This window comes from Pseudomonas sp. FSL R10-2964 (genome assembly GCF_009600035.1).
In the GTDB taxonomy this organism is placed as follows: domain Bacteria; phylum Pseudomonadota; class Gammaproteobacteria; order Pseudomonadales; family Pseudomonadaceae; genus Aquipseudomonas; species Aquipseudomonas bubulae.
In genome coordinates this window covers 1-17,795 of the sequence record NZ_WIWH01000032.1, presented here as the reverse complement: position 1 = coordinate 17,795, position 17,795 = coordinate 1, and the positions used below count along the sequence as shown (strand labels likewise).

The following is a 17,795-nucleotide window of genomic DNA, read 5'->3' as shown; positions in this document are numbered from 1 at the left end:
CCATGGCCGAAAGCGAGAGTGGCGCCGATAAAACAGAAGACCCCACGGAGAAACGAAAAAAGGACTCCAGGGAAAAGGGTGAAATTGCACGTTCCAAAGAGCTGAACACCCTGGCCATCATGCTGGCTGGTTCGGCGGGCTTGCTGATTTTTGGCGGTGCGCTGGCGCAGGATTTGATGGAGCTGATGCGTTACAACTTCAGCTTGAGCCGCGAAGTGCTGCTTAATCCGGATTCCATGGGCGCGTTTCTGCTGCATTCAGGGAAAATCGCCTTGATCGCGGTGCAGCCAGTACTGATCACGTTGTTGATCGCGGCCCTGGTCGGCCCGATATCCCTTGGCGGCTGGCTCTTTGCTGCGGGCAGCCTGGCGCCGAAATTCAGCCGCATGAACCCGGCCGCCGGGATCAAGCGCATGTTCTCGGCCAAGGCGCTGGTGGAGCTGCTCAAGGCCCTGGCCAAATTCTTTATCATCCTGATCGTGGCCTTGCTGGTGTTGAAGTCCGACATCGATGACCTGCTGCGCATCGCCCATGAGCCGCTGGAACTGGCAGTGATCCACAGCCTGCAAGTGGTGGGTTGGAGTGCGTTGTGGATGGCCTGCGGATTGATCCTGATCGCTGCGGTGGACGTACCGGTACAGCTATGGGAAAGCCATCAGAAATTGCTGATGACCAAGCAGGAAGTACGCGACGAGCACAAGGATCAGGAAGGGCGTCCGGAGGTCAAGCAGCGCATACGTCAGGTGCAGCGTGAAATGTCCCAGCGGCGCATGATGGCGGCGATCCCGGATGCCGACGTCATAATCACCAACCCGACCCACTACGCCGTGGCCCTCAAGTACGACCCGGAGAAGGGCGGGGCGCCGATGTTGCTGGCCAAGGGCAGTGACTTCCTGGCGCTGAAAATTCGCGAGATCGGTACCAAGCACAACATCCTGCTGCTGGAGTCGCCGGCGCTGGCGCGGTCGATCTATTACTCCACGGAGCTGGAGCAGGAAATCCCCGCCGGCTTGTACCTGGCCGTGGCGCAGGTGCTGGCCTACGTCTACCAGATCCGCCAGTACCAGGCCGGCAAGGGCAAGCGCCCGGACCCCCTCAAGGACTTGCCGATCCCGGCGGATTTGCGCCGTGACGAGTAGCGTGTCAGTTGACGGGGTGGAGTGCAGGTATTTTGCGTCGAGTAGTTACTTTTAAATTCGCCTCCGTCAAATAATCTCTGCTAGTGCGGTGTTATATATCTATCTTGTATTAGGTGGGATCCTACAAGACAGTTGGAAGTGCCTTACTTATTGTTTGAAAGTTAGCTGTTAGTTTAGTTGCTTCTTACTTCGGTGTGTGGGGATGGGTAAAAGTCAGCTAATGGCTTTCGCTTTTATTTCCTTGGGGTATGAATAAGTGTCGGGATTTAAACTTAAACTAAATCTTCAGTTTATTAAACAATTGTTGTAATGCATTTTTGTAGGGGGTGTTTGATGGGTGTTGCAATGAAGTCTGCCAAGTCTGCTTTGGCGTCTATGGTGTTGCTGGCTTGTTCGGCATCAGTTGCCAGTGCTGCGGGAGCAGGATCGGGTACTGTCACGTTTAGCGGTGAAATTTTGGAGTCGGCCTGCTCCATTACACCTGAAAGTGTGGATCAACCTGTTCCGCTGGGTTCGGTGTCCAAATCTCAGCTGAATAATGGTGGCATCGGTACCAAGCAATATTTCAACATCGAGTTGACCGGTTGTTCATTGACCGGTCTCACCGACAATACAGTCAAGGCCACCTTTACCGGTACGGGGGCGACAGCAGTGCCAGGAGCATTGGCCCTGAACGGCGTTGCCGGTGCGGGCATCCTTCTGACCGAGTTCGACGGCACCGCCATAACGCTGGGTACTGCAACCCGCCCGAAAGGTATTACGGCGGGTAGCAATACGCTGACCTTTGGTGCTCAGTTGAAAGGTCAAACATCTACAACCACTACTGTAGGTACAGGTACTTTTACTGCTGTTACGAACTTCGCGCTGGCATATCAGTAGGTTGTCCGGTTGCCCTGTTGTAGGAAGTTCGACAGCAGGGCAATTGCAGGTGGGAGTTTCCTGTGAAAGCACTCTCGATTTCAGTAGTGGTTACCTCGTTCTTTGTGTTTATAACGTTGGGTTTCGGTGTGTGTACTGCACTAGCAAGTCAGGGGGGTGGGCGCGTAACACTTGAAGGGCAAATTGTTGATTCTGCGTGTGCACTTGATGCGAGTAGCGCTTATCAACTCGTTGAATTCGACCCTTTGCCCATGGGGCAACTTATTCGTCAGGGTCAGTCTTTGCCAGTGATATTCACATTGCGTTTAATTAAATGCTCATTGGCCAGGCCTGACTCTTTTCGTCCAGGCAGTTACTTGCCTGACTGGCAGCATGTAAGGGTGACGTTTGATGGCCTGGCGGATGCCAGCGGGCGCTTGTTTGCCATTGGCGGAGCGGCCCGGGGGTTGGCCCTGCGTATTGCCGATACCCAAGGGCAGGAAAGCATCCCGGGAGTACCCATGCCCCTGGCGCCTCTGACCGGAGCGGACCAGGAGCTGCATTACACCCTTCAACTGGTTGGCAATGGTCGTCCTGTAGCGGTTGGTTCTCACCGAACTGCGGTGCGTTTCCGCCTGGAGTATTTCTGAATGTACGGGCTGTTTACCGGGCGGGATCTCTCAGCCGCCCAAATGATACTGCGCACCGGCGTGTTGAGCGGATTGATGTCGCTGGGCGCTGAGGTATGGGCCGGGGATGAGATTCAGTTCAATACCGATATTCTGGACCTCAGCGATCGTACCAATATCGACTTGTCCCAATTTTCTCGCAGCGGTTTTATCTTGCCTGGCGTTTATCCGCTGCAGGTGCAGGTCAACTCGCAATGGCTGCCTGAGCAGCGCATAGCTTTTTACCCTCCTGACGATGACCCCAAAGGTAGCCAGGCCTGCCTGTCGACCGAGCTGGTTGAGCAACTGGGGCTCAAGCCTGAAATGCAAGCTCGGCTCGGCTGGTGGAAGAGCGGCGAGTGCCTGCATATCAATAGCCTGGCGGGCATGGAAGTCAGTGGTGATCTGGCGACCTCTAGCCTGCATATTTCCGTGCCGCAAGCCTATCTGGAGTACAACGCCCGGAACTGGGATCCGCCTTCCCGGTGGGACAACGGCGTGCCGGGCGCTCTGATGGATTACAACCTCACGGCCAAGTCCAGCGGGCGGAAGGGCTCAGCCCGTCAAACCGACTTGAGCGGCAATGGCACGTTCGGCGCAAACGCGGGCCCCTGGCGCTTGCGTGCAGACTGGCAGGGCCGTATCGAAGACGAAAGCTACAGTCGTGCGCGACGGCTGGAGTGGAGCCGCTTTTATGCCTATCGAGCGCTGCCTGCCATGCAGGCGCGTCTGACTCTGGGAGAAAACTACCTGTATTCGAACGTGTTCGACAGCTTCCGTTATACCGGCGTTGCACTCAACTCGGATGACAACCAGTTGCCGCCCAATTTGCGTGGCTATGCACCGGAAGTTGTCGGCGTTGCCAAAACCAATGCCAGGGTCATTATCAGCCAGCAAGGTCGTGTGCTTTATGAAGCGCTGGTTGCGGCGGGCCCTTTTCGTATTCGGGATCTGAATGATGCCGTAACCGGGACCCTGGAGGTGCGCGTCGAAGAGCAGGACGGCAGCGTCACCACCTTCCAGGTTGAGTCGGCCAACATTCCCTACCTGACGCGTCCCGGCACTGTGCGTTACAAACTGGCCAGCGGTCGACCGTCTTCTCTTCACAACGGAGGGCAGGGCGACGTCTTCGGTGCAGGCGAATTCTCCTGGGGCGTAAGCAATGGCTGGTCCCTGTATGGCGGTGGTCTCAGTAACAATAATTACACGGCGCTTTCTGTAGGGGTGGGGCGCGACCTGCTGGCCTTGGGAGCGATCTCATTCGATGTGACCCGGGCCAGCGCCAAGCTGCAGGGCACGTCCTTGTCGGGCGATTCCTTTCAGTTGAGCTATTCGAAAAACTTCGACCAGTACGACAGTCAGGTCACCTTTGCGGGTTACCGTTTTTCCCAAAAAAACTACATGAGCATGAGCGAGTACCTGAATGCGCGCCAATACGGTGGTCCGGTGGGGGGCAGCAAGTCGCTTTACACTGCGACAGTCAACAAGCAGTTTCGGGATATGGGGCTTACCGCTTATCTGAGCTACAGCAACCAGTCCTATTGGGATCGTCCGAGCGGTGAGCGATGGAACTTGTCCCTGGCGCGCTATTTCAGTGTGGGCTCGATAAGAAACATGAGCCTTTCCCTGAGCGCTTTCCGTAATCAGGAGAAAAACCAGCACAGTGGCATCTCCAGCAACCACACCGGTATGTACCTCTCAGTCAGCCTGCCGATGGGTCGCTCCGGGACGCTCACCAGCAGCGTCAACAGTAGCTCTCAGGGCCAAAATAACTATTCCACGAACTACAGTGACCGGCTCGATCAGCGCAACAGCTATCAACTGTCGGCAAGCAACACCTCGGTTAGCGGGTACCTGAACCATGCCGGTGATCAGGCGGATGTCTCCGTCAGCGCTGCCCTGCAAGAGAACAGCTACAACAGCCTCACCCTGTCTGCTCGTGGTGGCGGCACACTGACGCCATACGGTGGCGCAGGGCATCGAACTGCGGGTACGGGCGGTACCCGGTTGATGATCGATACCGGTGGAGTACCTGGCGTGCCGATCCGGGGCTATGGCAGCCCGACGCGCAGCAATGCCTTCGGCAAGGCTGTTGTCTCGGATGTCGGCAGCTTTACGCGCACTGCGGCCAGTGTCGATCTGGAAAGCTTGCCGGCCGATGTGGAGGCGACAGAGTCCATGACCCAGTTGACCCTGACAGAGGGCGCCATCGGTTATCGCACGCTGGAAGTGATTGCCGGGCTCAAGGCCATGGCTGTGTTGAGCCTGCCTGATGGCAGCGTCCCGCCGTTCGGCGCCATGGTGAAAAACGAAAAACAGCAGGGCACCGGCATCGTCAATGATGCTGGCAGCGTCTACCTCAGTGGTATTCAGCCCGGTGGGCGGATGATAGTCAGTTGGGGTGGTGCCGAGCGTTGCACCTTTGTATTGCCTGAAGATTTACCGGTCGACGGGTTGGCTTCCACCCTCAGTCTGTCCTGCCAGGGGGTCGCAGCGGACAAGACCATGCCCGCGTCAGCCTCTCTGGGCAGGATTGTTGATAACGAGAAAAAGTCATGAAAATTAAAACGTTCAGTTGCGCGTACTCGTCGCTTGTCCTCCTGATGCTGTCGCAGACCGGCAACGTCAATGCCGCCATTGGTCTTGATCGAACCCGGGTCGTGTTTGATGGCAGCAAGGATGCCGCCAGCATGACCATCACCAACAACAACACCCAGTTGCCTTACCTGGCCCAGGGCTGGATCGAGGATGAGCAAGGCAACAAGATCACCTCGCCGCTGATCGTGTTGCCACCGGTCCAGCGCCTGGAGCCCGGTAAAAAAAGCCAGGTGAAAGTTCAGGCGTTGCCTGCGGTCAAGTCGCTGCCCCAGGACCGGGAGACCGTCTATTACTTCAATTTGCGCGAAATTCCGCCCCGTAGCGACAAGGCCAACAGCCTGCAGATCGCCCTGCAGACCCGCATCAAGCTTTTTTATCGTCCGGCTTCGATAGTGCCGAGCCAGCAGGAACGCTCGGACCCCTGGCAGAAACAACTGATCCTGACCCGTGAGGCCGATGACTTTCAAGTCAATAATCCTACCCCGTACTACATCACGCTGATCGATGTCCGCAGCAGCAAAGAGGGCAAAACCTCTCCCGGTTTTGAGCCGCTGATGGTGCCGCCAAAAGGCACGCTCAAGCTGGGCGTGAGTGCGGCGGCACTGGGTAGTAAACCCTGGCTGACCTATGTAAATGATTACGGCGGCCGCCCGGCACTGGCGTTCAGTTGCACTGGCAACACCTGCAAGGTGGACGCAAATGTGTCTACGACCGATGACTAGTGCGCGCCTCAGAAGAGGCGTCATGAAACCTTGTACGGTGACGGCCATGAGTGCCTTGTTGCTGACGTTGCATGCCGCCCAGGGCCAGGCCGAGATTCAAGGGATGAGTGGAGTTCTGGATATTTCGGGCTCACTGATCAATTCCCCTTGCGTCCTGGACATGGCCTCGGCAGACCAGGCCGTGGACCTTGGAAATGTGCCCCGCAGCCAATTGATGCGCCCGGGCGATATGGCATCGCCCGTGGTTTTGCAGTTGCGCTTTGTCGATTGCATGCGCGCATCCGGCAGCCTCCTGAATGAACGTACGGGCAATCTGGTGTGGAGTGCCTATCAGCCGGTGGTGTCCGTCGCTTTTCTGGCGCCTGCCGATAAGGATGATCCGCGTTTGGTCAAAGTGCAGGGTGTCACCGGCATGGGCCTGCGCCTGACCGATGCCCTTGGCCGGGATGTCGTGGAGAGCCTTTGTTTCTGGCGCATGGCAGCGACACCCTGACGTGGCAGGTGCAACCCACGCGCACTGCCACAGCACTGAGCAATGGCGCGTTTCGGGCCCGGGTTGATTTCAGGCTTATTTATGAGTGAGGGCGCAACGATGATCAGGTCGGTAACTTCGCGTTTTGCAATCACTTGCTATTGTCTGTGTCTGTCTCTTGGCCAGAGTGTTACGGCGCGTACCTCGGAGGTGGCCGTGAATGTGAGTGGGGTAATCCTTGCGCCTGCGCCTTGCATTGTTAATGGCAACAACACGCTCACTGTCCCTTTCGGCAGCAATCTGGTAGCTGCACAGATCGATGGGGTCAATTATCGCAAGCAGGTGCCTTATACAGTGACGTGCGGGCCGCAGCCAACCAATGACATGACAATAGAGTTGCAGGGGGGTGGAGCCAGTTTTGATCGCGCGTTGTTGATGACCAGTAAAAGTAATCTCGGGATCAAGTTCCTGGTGGGGGGTGCAACCTGGTCCCTTAACAGTCCCGTTAATTTTACATACCCAACTTTGCCTCAAATGGAAGCGGTGCTGGTGGCAAAACCGGGTAGCACTCTTGCGGGAGGAGCTTTTTCGGCTTCCGCAACGATAGTCATATCACTGCGCTGAGAAGTAAAGGCAGATGAGGCACCGACAATAAACTGACGTGTTTGCACTGCGTATCATTGATCACCTTTGGTGTGGAAAATACTATAGTTGTTGACTTGGGCTCTTAACCTGATCTGGATGGATTTGTGGCGGTGTTTATATTTGCGCTGGATGCCCCCAAGACGCGTGTCGAGGTAAAACTACATACAGGATCAAAAGTCGTGAATATTATGAGGTGTTTTGCTGGCGTATTTTTTTGGCTGTTTGTACAAGTTGCTTTTGCTGTTCATTGCCAAACGGATGACCGGGTCTGGAGGGATATGAGAGCAGAAACTCTTATTATCTACACTGACGTAAAACTGGATGCGGAAAATAGCAGGGTTACTATGAAAAGTGCTGTGCCGACCGTGTGCAGGCATAATTTCCCGGTGACGTTTCCTCTTAGTTATCGGGAGTGGATAGCTTCAACCTCTGATACGTTTAATCAGGCTCCAAAATTTTCTGCTTTCTCCTCCGGGATGATTGTTGGCGGGAACGAATACCCTTGGCCTTTGGGGCCTGGCAGGTACCTTGCCGAAGGCTCTAGAAGTGGACCTAACTATTTTTTCTGGCTTGGTATGTATCTCAAACTTTCTTCAAGTCCAGGCTTGAACATTAAAATTGACGCGGGTGATGTGATCGGTAACTTTCATTTTTTCAAGCTGTATAATTTCACCCATGCTTCGTATGCGCCATTTTCGATGTACGTTCAAATCAGGGCACGCAACAGTTTGGACACAACACCACCTGTTCCAGCGGAGTGTGCTATCAATGATAACAGGCCCGTTAATGTTGATTTTGGTTCTGTGGATCCCGCGGCCATCGGGATAAGTGCGAGCACTTCACTTGCCCGGAAAACGGTCGGCGTAAAATTTGTGTGTGACAGGGCTCTTCAAAGCGCCAGGCTTAAACTGGTGGCAACGCCTTCTATATTCAGTGCTGAAGGTTTTGTATCGGGCAAGCCTGATATAGCCATCGCCATGATTCGTAAAAGTGATGATGCAATTATTTTACCGTCTTCCGGGCTCAGTTATTATGTCTATTTGATCAACGGTGAAACAACGGAGGAATATACTTTTTCTCTTTTTCGTAAACGTGGCACTTTTCCACCTGCCGGCCCTTTTGCTGGGAGCGGTACTCTTGTGGTGGAGTTTCCTTGACTCGCCAAGCAAGAGCCATCCCATCGGCTGCAAAATAAAAGCTGCAACAACACAAGGGGGAAGGATTCTCCCTTTGGCAATGAACGGCGTTTTTTCCTGGTTTCAGCCCTGCTGCGCTCATCGGCACTACAAGGATTCGCACACCCTGCAAGCCTTCCATATGGCCATTTGCCAAAGTTGGAAGGTTTCTTGCAGTGGCAGGCTCCACGGCGCATATGGCGTCAAAAGTTTGCTAAAGGTTTGCCGCAATGTCATTGGATCGCTCTCAGTTAATCAACACCGCTCGCAGCGGTCTGGCCGGCCTGGGTCAGGGGCAGTTGGGTGTGCCGCTGTTGTTGCTGGTGATGCTGGCAATGATGATGTTGCCGATCCCCGCCTTTTTGCTGGATGTGTTTTTTACCTTCAATATCGCGCTGTCCATCGTGGTGTTGCTGGTGTGCGTCTACGCCTTGCGGCCGCTGGATTTTGCCGTGTTCCCCACCATCCTGCTGGTGGCCACGCTGATGCGCCTGGCGCTCAACGTGGCCTCCACGCGGGTGGTGATGCTCCACGGTCAGGAGGGCCACGCCGCCGCGGGCAAGGTGATCCAGGCCTTCGGCGAGGTGGTGATCGGCGGCAACTACGTGGTGGGCATCGTGGTGTTTGCGATCCTGATGATCATCAACTTCGTGGTCGTGACCAAGGGCGCCGGGCGCATCTCGGAAGTGAGTGCGCGCTTCACCCTCGACGCCATGCCCGGCAAGCAGATGGCCATTGACGCCGACCTGAATGCCGGACTGATCGACCAGAATCAGGCCAAGATGCGCCGTCAGGAAGTCGCCCAGGAAGCCGAGTTCTATGGCTCGATGGACGGTGCCAGCAAATTCGTGCGCGGTGATGCCATCGCCGGTCTGTTGATCCTGTTTATCAACCTGATCGGCGGCATGGCAGTTGGGATTTTCCAGCACGGCATGAGCTTCAGCGAAGCCGGCAAGGTGTACGCCTTGCTCACCATTGGTGACGGTTTGGTGGCGCAATTGCCGTCCCTGTTGCTGTCCACGGCTGCCGCGATCATGGTGACCCGTGCTTCGGGCTCCGAAGACATGGGCAAGCAGATCAACCGGCAGATGTTTACCTCACCCAAGGCGCTGGCTGTCTCGGCAGGCATCATGGCCATCATGGGCATCGTGCCCGGCATGCCGCATTTCTCCTTCCTGAGCCTGGCTGCAGTCGCCGGTGGTGCGGCGTACCTGATGTGGAAAAAACAGAACGTGGTCAAGGTCCAGGCCCTGGCAGAGGTCAAGCGCCAGCAGGAGCTGCTGCCTTCGCCAGCCCGCGCCCAGGAAACCAAGGAGCTGGGCTGGGATGACGTTACCCCCATCGACATGATCGGGCTTGAGGTCGGTTATCGCCTGATCCCGTTGGTGGATCGCAACCAGGGTGGCCAGTTACTGGCGCGGATCAAGGGGGTGCGCAAGAAGCTGTCCCAGGACCTGGGCTTTCTGATGCCCACCGTGCATATCCGTGACAATCTCGACCTGGCCCCCAGCGCCTATCGCCTGACCCTGATGGGAGTGATTCTGGCGGAGGCCGAAATCTATCCGGACCGCGAGATGGCGATCAACCCGGGGCAGGTATTTGGCACGCTTAACGGGATTACCACCAAAGACCCGGCCTTTGGTCTGGAAGCGGTGTGGATCGAGGTCAGCCAGCGCAGCCAGGCGCAGTCGCTGGGCTATACCGTAGTGGACGCCAGTACCGTAGTGGCAACGCACCTTAACCAGATCCTGTACAAACACTCCCATGAGTTGATTGGCCATGAAGAAGTTCAGCAGTTGATGCAGCTGCTGGCCAAGTCCTCGCCCAAACTGGCCGAAGAGCTGGTGCCGGGGGTGTTGAGCCTGTCGCAATTGCTCAAGGTGCTGCAGGCCTTGTTGGCCGAACAGGTGCCAGTGCGGGATATCCGCAGTATTGCCGAAGCCGTCGCCAACAATGCTCATAAGAGTCAAGATACTGCCGCTTTGGTTGCCGCCGTACGCGTGGGCTTGTCTCGTGCCATCGTGCAAAGCATTGTAGGCGTTGACTCCGAGCTGCCTGTTATCACCCTGGAGCCCAGGTTGGAACAAATATTGCTCAATAGTTTGCAGAAGGCCGGACAAGGCCAGGAAGAGGGCGTTTTGCTGGAGCCCAGCATGGCAGAGAAGCTCCAGCGCTCGTTGATCGACGCTGCTCAGCGTCAGGAGATGCAAGGCAATCCGGTCATCTTGTTGGTGGCAGGCCCGGTACGCGCGATGCTGTCGCGCTTTGGCCGTCTGGCGGTGCCCAACCTGCATGTACTGGCTTACCAGGAAATCCCTGACAACAAGCAGGTCACGATCGTTGCGACAGTAGGCCCTAACGGCTGAGGGTTTGGTTTATGCAAGTGAAGCGATTTTTCGCCGCCGATATGCGTCAGGCCATGAAGCTGATTCGTGATGAGTTGGGGGCTGACGCCGCCATTATTGGCAACCGCCGGATTGCCGGGGGCGTTGAGTTGACCGCGGCCCTGGACTACAAGCTGTCCGCGCTGGCACCCCGGGTGCCGAACATTGAGCTGGAAGAAGAGCTGCGCAAGACCCAGTCGCGGATTGTTTCGGCCCAGGCCGAGTTGAGCTTGCGCGGTGAAGGCGAGGCCGGCGATAACCGCCAGCTGTTTGCCGGTTTGCCGCTCACGGCTGCCGAGCCATTGATTGAGCCGACCCTGGAAGAACCGCCGCGCCCTGCGCCGGCGCCCGCGGCACCGACGATCGATCAGCGTGCATTCGACAATATGCGCCATGAACTCAACGGTTTGCGCGAGTTGCTGGAAGTGCAACTGGGCTCGCTGGCGTGGAGCCAGTTGCAGGACGCCAAGCCCGCGCAGGCCAACTTGTGGCGCCGTTTGCAGCGCATCGGTTTGTCCGGGCCGTTGTCCCGTGATCTGCTGGCGCAGGTGGCCGGAATCGAAGAGCCACGCCAGGCGTGGCGGATGTTGCTGGCGCACCTGGCGCGGATGATTGCCACGCCGGAGCTGGAGCCGCTGGAAGAGGGTGGCGTAATCGCCATGGTGGGGCCCGCCGGGATGGGTAAAACCACCACCCTGGCCAAGCTGGCGGCCCGTTATGTGCTCAAGTACGGCGCGCAGAATATCGCCCTGGTGAGCATGGACAGTTTCCGTATTGGCGCCCAGGAACAACTCAAGACCCTGGGGCGCATCTTGAATGTGCCGGTAACCCATGTTGCCCCCGGCCAGTCGCTGGGCCAGACCCTTGAACCGCTGGTGCGCAAGCGCGTGGTGCTGGTCGATACCGCGGGCCTGCAAGCCAGCGACCCGGCGTTGCGCCTGCAGCTCGAAAGCCTGGCGGGGCGCGGGATCAAGGCCAGGAATTATCTGGTGTTGGCCACTACCAGCCAGAAGCAGGTGCTGACGGCCGCTTACCTCAGTTACAAGCGTTGCGGGCTGGCCGGTTGCATCCTCACCAAACTGGATGAAACCGCGAGCCTGGGCGAAGTGTTGAGCCTGGCGATCAGTCACGAGCTGCCGGTGGCTTACCTCACCGACGGCCCGCGGATCCCGGACGATCTTCATCTGCCGCGGCGTCACCAGCTGGTGAGCCGCGCAGTGAGTGTGCAAATGCAGGAAGAACCCAGCGAAGAGGCCATGGCCGATATGTTCGCTGATATCTACCACAGCCCACCCAAGCGGGTCGGCTGAGGTAGTCAAGATTACGTTGAAATGTACCTACATCGGCTGGTCTGAAGGTTTTGTTCCGCAGGGGAACGAGCAGCCAACGCATGTAGCCGCGTCTAAGTAAGACAAGGTAAAGAAAGATCATGGGCAGCATGCATCCCGTACAGGTGATCGCAGTGACCGGCGGCAAGGGTGGCGTCGGTAAAACTAACGTGTCAGTCAACTTGTCCATCGCATTGGCCGAGCTGGGCAGGCGCGTTCTGTTGATGGACGCGGACCTTGGGCTGGCGAACGTCGATGTTTTGCTGGGCTTGACCCCAAAATTCACCCTGGCCGATGTGGTCGAGGGGCGTTGCGAGCTGCGCGACGTATTGCTCCAGGGGCCCGGCGGGATCCGCATCGTGCCGGCGGCCTCGGGCACCCAGAGCATGGTGCACCTGAGCCCGGCGCAGCATGCCGGCCTGATCCAGGCCTTCAGCGACCTGGGCGACAACCTCGATGTGCTGGTGATCGACACCGCCGCCGGGATTGGCGAATCGGTGGTCAGCTTTGTCCGCGCAGCCCAGGAAGTGCTGCTGGTGGTGTGCGACGAGCCGACCTCGATCACCGACGCCTATGCGTTGATCAAGTTGCTCAACCGCGATTACGGCATGAACCGCTTCCGCGTGCTGGCCAATATGGCGCAAAGCCCGCAGGAAGGGCGCAATCTGTTCGCCAAGCTGACCAAGGTTACCGACCGTTTCCTCGATGTGGCCCTGCAATATGTGGGCGCCGTGCCTTACGACGAATGCGTGCGCAAGGCCGTGCAAAAACAGCGCGCCGTCTACGAAGCGTTTCCGCGCTCCAAGTGCTCGCTGGCGTTCAAGGCCATCGCGCAAAAAGTTGACACCTGGCCGTTGCCAGCCAACCCGAGGGGGCATCTTGAGTTCTTTGTCGAACGCCTGGTGCAGCAGGCAGGGGGGCGCTTTTAATGACGGCCAGCGGTTATCGCATGTACAGCAAGTCATCCCGTGACAGCCAGTACGAGCTGATCGAGCGCTACGCGCCCCTGGTCAAGCGCATTGCCTACCACCTGCTGGCGCGTTTGCCGGCCAGCGTGCAGGTGGATGACCTGATCCAGGCCGGGATGATCGGCCTGCTCGAAGTCTCGGGCAAATACGACGCCAGCAAGGGCGCGAGTTTCGAGACCTATGCCGGCATCCGTATCCGTGGCGCGATGCTCGATGAAGTGCGCAAGGGCGACTGGGCACCGCGTTCGGTACACCGCAATACCCGCATGGTCAGTGACGCCATTCGGGTAATTGAAGCAAAAACCGGTAGTGACGCTAAAGATCATGAAGTTGCGGCCGAACTCCAGTTAAGCCTTGATGATTATTACGCCATCTTGAATGACACCCTGGGCAGCCGCCTGTTCAGTTTTGACGATCTGTTGCAGGACGGCGAACACGAAGGGCTGCATGAAGATGGCGCGAGTGCCCACACGGAGCCGTCGCGCGACCTTGAAGATGAACGCTTCCAGGCCGCGCTGGCCGATGCGATCGCCCATCTGCCAGAGCGTGAACGGTTGGTGCTGGCGCTGTACTACGACGAAGAACTGAACCTCAAGGAAATCGGCGAAGTGCTGGGGGTCAGCGAGTCCCGAGTCAGCCAGCTACACAGCCAGTGCGCGGCACGCTTGCGGGCTCGCCTGGGGCAGTGGCGCGCGCACTAGGGCCCTTGATACCTGTGGGAGCGGGCTTGCCCGCGATGGGATCGACACGGTGAATCAGACAGGCCGCGTCGACCCCATCGCGGGCAAGCCCGCTCCCACAGTCGATTAGGCGTGTTTGAAAACGAATTGATTGAATGGCGTGCCCTGCACATGGGTGCGTTAAAGACTGCTTGGAGGTCGAATTGGACAAGAACATGAAAATCCTCATCGTTGATGACTTTTCAACGATGCGGCGGATCATTAAAAACCTGTTGCGTGACCTGGGGTTCACCAACACGGTCGAGGCGGACGACGGCACCACCGCGTTGCCGATCCTCAACCTGGGACACATCGACTTTCTGGTGACGGACTGGAACATGCCGGGCATGACCGGCATCGAGTTGCTGCGCCATGTGCGTGCCGACGAAAAACTCAAGCACTTGCCGGTGCTGATGGTGACCGCCGAGGCCAAGCGCGAGCAGATTATCGAAGCGGCCCAGGCCGGTGTTAATGGATATGTAGTCAAGCCGTTCACCGCTATCGCACTCAAAGACAAAATCGAAAAGATCTTTGAACGCATCGGTTGAGCGGTTGCCTTGGGGGCACTATGGAGCATAAAGATTGCACACAGGCCGATTTTGAATCGACCCTGAAAAAACATGCCCACGAATTGGTCGAAAGCCTTGAACGAGGCCAGTTTGGCGATGCCGTGCAGTTGATTCACGAGCTCAACCAGACCCGTGACCGCGGGCTGTATCGTGAAGTCGGCAAGCTGACCCGCGAACTGCACAGCGCCATTGTCAATTTCCATATTGATCCAGGCATGCCGCAAGCCGAAGAGGTGTCGCAGATCACGGATGCCACCGAACGTTTGGCTTATGTTGTGAAACTCACGGAAGCGGCGGCCAACCGGACCATGGACCTGGTGGAAAACAGCACGCCACTGGTCAATGGCCTGGGTCAGGAGGCCAAGGAACTGAGCGCGGATTGGGGGCGTTTTATGCGCCGCGAAATCGGTGCCGAAGAGTTTCGCGAGCTGGCGCGTCGGATTGACAGTTTTTTGACGCTCAGCGAAACGCAAAACACCATCGTGTCCGCCAATCTGACTGATATTTTGCTGGCTCAGGATTTCCAGGACCTGACCGGTCAGGTGATCAAGCGGGTGACGCAACTGGTCACGGACGTGGAGAGCAATTTGCTCAAGCTGGTGCTGATGGCCAGCCAGGTCGATCGCTTTGCCGGGATCGAGCACGACCGCGATGCATTGCGCGCTGAAAATAATTTGCAAAAAAACCAGGCCAAGGGTGAAGGTCCGCAGATTCATGCCGATACACGTAATGACGTCGTATCCGGTCAGGATGATGTTGACGATTTGTTGTCCAGTCTGGGTTTTTAGGACTTGAAGAGGCGTGCGGGCGCTGTTGCCCGGCGTCGAAGAGCCTATTTCAAGGAGCACCTACATGAGCTTCGGCGCCGATGAAGAAATCCTTCAGGATTTCCTGGTTGAAGCCGGCGAAATTCTGGAGTTGTTGTCCGAACAACTGGTCGAGCTGGAAAGCCGACCGGATGATGCGGATCTGCTCAATGCCATTTTTCGCGGTTTTCACACTGTAAAAGGGGGCGCCGGCTTCCTGCAGCTCCATGAGTTGGTGGAGTGCTGTCACATCGCCGAAAACGTCTTCGACATCCTGCGCAAGGGTGAGCGCAGCGTTGACGCGGAGCTGATGGATGTGGTGCTTGAGGCCCTGGATGCGGTCAATGGCATGTTCAGCGAAGTGCGCGAGCGCAGCCCGATCACTGCCGCGACTCCCGAGTTGCTGGCGGCCCTGGCGCGCCTGGCCGAGCCTGCTGCTGTGCAAGCAGCGGTTGTTGCAGTGCCTGAACCGGTGGTTGAAGCCCCGGTGACCGATATCACCGACAGCGAGTTCGAGCAGTTGCTTGATTCCCTCGATGCGGTCAAGGCGGCCGCGGCCGAGCCTGAGGCGGTGGCCACAACACAAAGCACGACCAGCGACGAAATAAGCGACGCCGAGTTTGAATTGCTGCTCGACCAATTGCACGGCAAGGGCCAGTTTTCGATGGAAGCGGCGGTGGCCACTGTGGCCGACGAAGCGCCCGCCGTGGCCGCCGAAGTCAGCAATGAAATCACCGACGATGAATTCGAAGCCCTGCTTGATCAATTGCATGGCAAGGGTTCGTTCAATACCGATGGGCTGGACACCGCGACCGCGGCTCCTGCCGAGCCTGCGGTCACTGCCGTGGTGCCTGCGGGCGACCCTGACCTGATCAGCGATCACGAATTTGAAGCCCTGCTCGACCAGATGCACGGCAAAGGCAAATTCAGCGCCGACTCGGCAGCCGTGGTGGCTGCAGTTGCCCCGGCCAAGCCGGTAGCGGCGGCACGACCGGGCCCGGCCCGTGGCGCGGCTGCGCCTGCAGAAAAACCGGTGGCCAGCGAGGCTGAAACCACCGTGCGCGTCGATACCGCGCGGCTCGATGACATCATGAATATGGTCGGCGAACTGGTGCTGGTGCGTAACCGTCTGGTGCGCCTGGGCCTGAACAGTCATGACGAGGAGATGGCCAAGGCGCTGTCCAACCTCGACGTGGTCACCGCCGACCTGCAAACCGCGGTGATGAAAACGCGGATGCAGCCGATCAAGAAAGTTTTCGGCCGCTTCCCGCGCCTGGTACGGGACCTGGCACGGCAGCTGAAAAAAGAAATCAGCCTGGAGCTGGTGGGCGAAGAGACCGACCTGGACAAAAACCTCGTCGAGGCCCTGGCCGACCCGCTGGTCCACCTGGTGCGCAACGCCGTCGACCACGGCTGCGAAACCCCTGAAGAGCGCGCCGCCGCCGGCAAGCCGAGCTGTGGTCGGGTGATTTTGTCGGCCGAGCAGGAGGGCGACCATATCCTGCTGTCGATCTCTGACGATGGCAAAGGCATGGACGCCAATTTCCTGCGTTCCCTGGCGGTGAAAAAAGGCTTGATGGACAAGGATGCGGCCGATCGCCTGAGCGAAAACGACTGCTACAACCTGATCTTTGCCCCGGGTTTTTCGACCAAGACCGAAATCAGCGATGTGTCCGGGCGTGGCGTGGGCATGGACGTGGTGAAAACCAAGATTGCCCAGCTCAATGGTTCGCTGAGTATCGAGTCGGCCCTGGGCCGTGGTTCAAAAATCGTCATCAAGGTGCCCCTGACCCTGGCCATTATGCCGACCCTGATGGTGATGCTGGGTAATCAGGCGTTTGCTTTCCCGCTGGTCAACGTCAACGAAATCTTCCACCTCGACCTGTCGCGCACCAACGTGGTCGACGGTCAGGAAGTGGTGATCGTGCGCGACAAGGCACTGCCGCTGTTCTACCTCAAGCGCTGGCTGGTGGCATCTGCTGCACACGAAGAGCAGCGCGAAGGGCATGTGGTGATTCTGTCGATCGGCACCCAGCGCATCGGTTTTGTGGTCGATCAACTGGTCGGCCAGGAAGAAGTGGTGATCAAGCCTTTGGGCAAGATGCTCCAGGGCACGCCAGGCATGTCGGGTGCCACCATCACCGGTGATGGTCGTATTGCCTTGATTCTGGATGTTCCGAGCATGCTCAAGCATTACGCATCACGGCGTATTTGATTCTGGTGCCTCGGGGCTCGTGCCCCGTACCGCCTAACGGAGTGTTTATGGTAGTCAAGGTCCTGGTGGTGGATGATTCCGGTTTTTTCCGCCGTCGTGTCTCGGAAATTCTGTCGGCTGACCCGACGATTCAAGTGATCGGCACCGCCACCAACGGCAAGGAAGCGATTGATCAGGCGCTGGCGCTCAAGCCGGACGTGATCACCATGGATTACGAGATGCCGATGATGGATGGCATCACTGCCGTGCGCCATATCATGCAGCGCTGCCCGACCCCGGTGTTGATGTTCTCCTCGCTGACCCACGAGGGTGCCCGCGTGACCCTCGATGCGCTGGACGCCGGGGCGGTGGATTTTCTGCCGAAAAACTTTGAAGACATCTCGCGTAACCCCGAGAAGGTCAAACAGATGCTGTGTGAAAAAGTACACAGCATCTCGCGCAGCAACAGGCGCATGTCCAGCTACAGCGCACCTGTACCGGCGGCGGCCCCGACCCCGACCCCTGCGCCCCGGCCCGGGCTGGGCGGTTT

The 17,795-nt window shown here is 57.8% G+C and carries 15 protein-coding genes and 1 pseudogene; all 16 read left to right on the top strand.

From position 1 onward, the window contains the following. Window positions 1-2: 2 nt before the first annotated feature. The gene (gene flhB / locus GHN92_RS17475) at window positions 3-1,139 is read left to right on the top strand and encodes a flagellar biosynthesis protein FlhB (RefSeq protein ID WP_095002601.1); all 1,137 of its coding nucleotides are present in this window, start codon (window positions 3-5) and stop codon (window positions 1,137-1,139) included. A 345-nt stretch (window positions 1,140-1,484) separates the two neighbouring features. Then, window positions 1,485-2,018, top strand: a complete 534-nt coding sequence (locus GHN92_RS17470) for a fimbrial protein (protein WP_095002710.1) — start codon at window positions 1,485-1,487, stop codon at window positions 2,016-2,018. Window positions 2,019-2,374: 356 nt separating this feature from the next. Further along, the gene (locus GHN92_RS24205) at window positions 2,375-2,647 is read left to right on the top strand and encodes a fimbrial protein (protein WP_232527673.1); all 273 of its coding nucleotides are present in this window, start codon (window positions 2,375-2,377) and stop codon (window positions 2,645-2,647) included. Between the two features lie 42 nt (window positions 2,648-2,689). Beyond that, the gene (locus GHN92_RS17460) at window positions 2,690-5,224 is read left to right on the top strand and encodes an outer membrane usher protein (RefSeq protein WP_256666484.1); all 2,535 of its coding nucleotides are present in this window, start codon (window positions 2,690-2,692) and stop codon (window positions 5,222-5,224) included. Beyond that, window positions 5,221-5,985 carry a fimbria/pilus periplasmic chaperone gene (locus tag GHN92_RS17455; protein WP_095018903.1) on the top strand — a complete coding sequence of 255 codons (765 nt, stop codon included), beginning with the start codon at window positions 5,221-5,223 and terminating at the stop codon, window positions 5,983-5,985. The genes GHN92_RS17460 and GHN92_RS17455 overlap by 4 nt, the downstream gene beginning before the upstream one ends. 22 nt (window positions 5,986-6,007) lie before the next feature. Further along, window positions 6,008-6,567: pseudogene (locus tag GHN92_RS17450) on the top strand (fimbrial protein). Window positions 6,568-6,673: 106 nt separating this feature from the next. Further along, a complete protein-coding gene (locus tag GHN92_RS17445) occupies window positions 6,674-7,081 on the top strand; it encodes a fimbrial protein (RefSeq protein WP_238705503.1) in 408 nt (135 codons plus the stop codon). A gap of 125 nt (window positions 7,082-7,206) precedes the next feature. After that, window positions 7,207-8,259, top strand: a complete 1,053-nt coding sequence (locus tag GHN92_RS17440) for a fimbrial protein (RefSeq protein ID WP_153380668.1) — start codon at window positions 7,207-7,209, stop codon at window positions 8,257-8,259. Between the two features lie 254 nt (window positions 8,260-8,513). Continuing rightward, window positions 8,514-10,643 (top strand): flagellar biosynthesis protein FlhA, encoded by a 2,130-nt coding sequence (gene flhA / locus GHN92_RS17435; protein WP_095002707.1) that lies wholly within the window; start codon window positions 8,514-8,516, stop codon window positions 10,641-10,643. A gap of 11 nt (window positions 10,644-10,654) precedes the next feature. Further along, complete coding sequence (gene flhF, locus GHN92_RS17430; protein ID WP_095002596.1) at window positions 10,655-11,971, top strand: flagellar biosynthesis protein FlhF; 1,317 nt, start codon at window positions 10,655-10,657, stop codon at window positions 11,969-11,971. A 119-nt stretch (window positions 11,972-12,090) separates the two neighbouring features. Continuing rightward, on the top strand, window positions 12,091-12,918 hold the full coding sequence (fleN, locus tag GHN92_RS17425) for a flagellar synthesis regulator FleN (RefSeq protein ID WP_016781547.1): 828 nt from the start codon (window positions 12,091-12,093) through the stop codon (window positions 12,916-12,918). Next, window positions 12,918-13,658, top strand: a complete 741-nt coding sequence (gene fliA, locus GHN92_RS17420) for an RNA polymerase sigma factor FliA (protein WP_153380666.1) — start codon at window positions 12,918-12,920, stop codon at window positions 13,656-13,658. Before fleN ends, fliA begins: the two co-directional genes overlap by 1 nt. 194 nt (window positions 13,659-13,852) lie before the next feature. Beyond that, window positions 13,853-14,224 (top strand): chemotaxis response regulator CheY, encoded by a 372-nt coding sequence (locus GHN92_RS17415; protein ID WP_162939305.1) that lies wholly within the window; start codon window positions 13,853-13,855, stop codon window positions 14,222-14,224. Window positions 14,225-14,244: 20 nt separating this feature from the next. Then, window positions 14,245-15,033 (top strand): protein phosphatase CheZ, encoded by a 789-nt coding sequence (locus GHN92_RS17410; RefSeq protein WP_095018900.1) that lies wholly within the window; start codon window positions 14,245-14,247, stop codon window positions 15,031-15,033. A 64-nt stretch (window positions 15,034-15,097) separates the two neighbouring features. After that, complete coding sequence (locus tag GHN92_RS17405; protein WP_095018899.1) at window positions 15,098-17,266, top strand: chemotaxis protein CheA; 2,169 nt, start codon at window positions 15,098-15,100, stop codon at window positions 17,264-17,266. Window positions 17,267-17,313: 47 nt separating this feature from the next. Further along, window positions 17,314-17,795, top strand: a 482-nt coding sequence (locus tag GHN92_RS17400) for a response regulator (RefSeq protein WP_153380664.1), incomplete at its 3' end; no start/stop codon positions are given.

What these genes read in the sequence shown, in the direction of transcription:
- flhB (WP_095002601.1), top strand. Translation starts at nt 3, where the DNA reads ATGGCCGAAAGCGAGAGTGGCGCCGATAAAACAGAAGACCCCACGGAG.
- GHN92_RS17405 (WP_095018899.1), top strand. Translation starts at nt 15,098, where the DNA reads ATGAGCTTCGGCGCCGATGAAGAAATCCTTCAGGATTTCCTGGTTGAA.
- fliA (WP_153380666.1), top strand. Translation starts at nt 12,918, where the DNA reads ATGACGGCCAGCGGTTATCGCATGTACAGCAAGTCATCCCGTGACAGC.
- GHN92_RS17460 (WP_256666484.1), top strand. Translation starts at nt 2,690, where the DNA reads ATGATACTGCGCACCGGCGTGTTGAGCGGATTGATGTCGCTGGGCGCT.
- GHN92_RS17415 (WP_162939305.1), top strand. Translation starts at nt 13,853, where the DNA reads ATGAAAATCCTCATCGTTGATGACTTTTCAACGATGCGGCGGATCATT.
- fleN (WP_016781547.1), top strand. Translation starts at nt 12,091, where the DNA reads ATGGGCAGCATGCATCCCGTACAGGTGATCGCAGTGACCGGCGGCAAG.
- GHN92_RS17470 (WP_095002710.1), top strand. Translation starts at nt 1,485, where the DNA reads ATGAAGTCTGCCAAGTCTGCTTTGGCGTCTATGGTGTTGCTGGCTTGT.
- flhF (WP_095002596.1), top strand. Translation starts at nt 10,655, where the DNA reads ATGCAAGTGAAGCGATTTTTCGCCGCCGATATGCGTCAGGCCATGAAG.
- GHN92_RS17455 (WP_095018903.1), top strand. Translation starts at nt 5,221, where the DNA reads ATGAAAATTAAAACGTTCAGTTGCGCGTACTCGTCGCTTGTCCTCCTG.
- GHN92_RS17410 (WP_095018900.1), top strand. Translation starts at nt 14,245, where the DNA reads ATGGAGCATAAAGATTGCACACAGGCCGATTTTGAATCGACCCTGAAA.